The sequence below is a fragment of the Kitasatospora sp. NPDC093558 genome (assembly GCF_040683475.1).
Classification (GTDB): domain Bacteria; phylum Actinomycetota; class Actinomycetes; order Streptomycetales; family Streptomycetaceae; genus Kitasatospora.
In genome coordinates this window covers 1-2,096 of the sequence record NZ_JBFBDY010000919.1, presented here as the reverse complement: position 1 = coordinate 2,096, position 2,096 = coordinate 1, and the positions used below count along the sequence as shown (strand labels likewise).

3 protein-coding genes are annotated in these 2,096 nt (G+C 75.2%); all 3 read left to right on the top strand.

What is annotated here, in order from left to right:
• Positions 1-189 (top strand): hypothetical protein (locus AB0O00_RS36940; protein WP_363659075.1); only part of this gene is annotated, 189 nt, incomplete at its 5' end.
• A 22-nt stretch (positions 190-211) separates the two neighbouring features.
• Positions 212-745 carry a sigma-70 family RNA polymerase sigma factor gene (locus tag AB0O00_RS36935; protein WP_363659076.1) on the top strand — a complete coding sequence of 178 codons (534 nt, stop codon included), beginning with the start codon at positions 212-214 and terminating at the stop codon, positions 743-745.
• Positions 746-1,008: 263 nt separating this feature from the next.
• A partial coding sequence (locus AB0O00_RS36930) for an MFS transporter (protein WP_363659074.1) occupies positions 1,009-2,096 on the top strand: 1,088 nt, incomplete at its 3' end.

Sequence of the window (2,096 nt, the reverse complement as noted above, 5' to 3'; positions counted from 1 at the left end):
GGCGACGTGGCCGTCCAGGCGGCCGTCCGGGATTCCGGTCGCCTCGCCGTCGAGGCGGGCGGACAGGGCAGTGCGGAACTGCGCGCATCTCATATGGCCATCGTCCTCCACAGCTTCGACGACCGGCGCGGCCGGGCCCGCGTCGGCGGCGTGCGCCTCGACGGCCGGGACGGGGGCCGCCGTGGATGACGACCAGCTCACCGCGCTCGCCCTGACCGCCCGGGCCGGACGCGCATCGGACGTCGAGGCCTTCATCCGCGCCACCCAGCGGGACGTGTGGCGGTTCGTCGCCCACCTGACCGACGTGCAGTCCGCGGACGACCTCGCCCAGGAGACGTTCCTGCGGGCACTGCGCAGCCTGCCCGGGTTCGCGGGGCGCTCCTCGGCCCGCACGTGGCTGCTGTCGATCGCCCGGCGCACCGTGATCGACCGGTACCGGACGGCCGCCGCCCGGCCGCGCCTGGCCGCGGTGCCGGACTGGCAGGAGGCGGCGGAGCGGCAGGGGGCCGGCCCGGCGGCCGGGTTCGAGGACGGGATCGCGCTCGGCGATCTGCTCGACCGGGTGCCCGCGCAGCGGCGGGAGGCGTTCGTGCTCACGCAGGTGGTCGGCCTGAGCTACGCCGAGGCCGCCGAGGTAGCGGGCTGCCCGGTCGGCACCGTCCGGTCCCGGGTCGCCCGGGCCCGCGAGGAGCTGATGGCTCGCCTTCGGGCGGCCGACAGCGGGGAGCTCGCGGCGGCCTGCTGAGTGCGGCACCGGCGGGAGCGGGGCGGGAGCCCGCGGACGGCTGGCGACGGCGGACAGCCGACAGATTTCAGATGACAGATAACAGATTTCGAAATCTGTTATCTGTCAGTTGTCAGCTGTCCGCCGCCCTCCCGGCCCCGTCGAACGCGTTTCGGAAAATTCCCCCAAGCGTTCGGGAACCCCACCCCCTCCGCCCCCGACTGCTGTACCGGACTCCGCCGCCGCGGCGGTGTCCGGTACGCAGCGGGGGAACGGAGGACGCCATGGCCAGGCAACATGGCCTGCCCGAGGGCGAGTTGAGGCACACCACGGTCAAGCCGGAGGGCCCGGTGGACCGGTGGAGCCTCGTCGTGGCCGCCGGGCTGCTCTCGTTCGTCGCGATGCTCGACATGAACGTGGTCAACCTGGCGCTCACCGACATCTCAGCCGGGCTCCACGTCTCCCCCGGAGTCGCCCAGTGGGCCGCGCTCGGGTACCAACTCCCGCTCGTCGCCCTGCTGTTGCCTGCCGGGCGGTGGCTGGACCAGGTCGGCACGCGCTCGGCCCTCCTGCTGGCGGTCGGCTGCTTCGCCGCGTGCAGCGCGCTCGCCTCCCTCGCCCCGTGGGCGAGTTGGCTGATCGCGGCACGCTTCGCCCAGGGCGCCTTCGGCGCGGTGCTGTTCGTGCTGATGCCGGTGCTCGCCGCGACCGCCGTCCGGCCCGAGCTGCGCGGGCGGGCGATGAGCGTGCCCGCCACGCTCGGTCCGCTCGGGGCCGTCACCGGTCCGGTGATCGGCGGGCTTCTGCTCGACCACGTCGGCTGGCGGGCGGTGTTCCTGGTGAAGCTCCCGGTCTGCCTCGCCGCCGTGCTGATCGTGCACCGGCACGCCCCGCGCACCGGGAAACTAACGCTGCCCGACCGCGGTTCGCTCGGCGACGCCGCCCTGATCGGTTCCGCCGTCGCCTCCGTCCTGCTCGCGCTCACCCTCGCGCCCAAGGCCCCACTGTGGCTGCTGCTCGCGCTGCCCGCCCCTCCGCTCGTCGCCGTCTGGCTGCGCCGCCCCGGCGGCCGGCCGGTGGCCGAGACGCTGCGGGCCGCCGGCACCACCGGCGTCAACGCCTCGGTCCTCGCTCTCGCCGCGGGCTTCGCCGCCTGCCACTACCTGCTGGCCCAGCACCTGCGCGGCCAGGAGGGCGAGAGCGCCACCCGCACCGCGCTCACGATGCTGGCCTTCCCGCTCGGCATGGTGGTGGCCGGCCGCTTCGGCGGACGGCTGGCGGACCGCTGCGGCGCCCGGCCGACCGCGCTGACCGGCGCCGCCGTCACCACCCTCGGCCTGCTCCTGCTCCTCCCGCTGGACGGCGGCTGGAC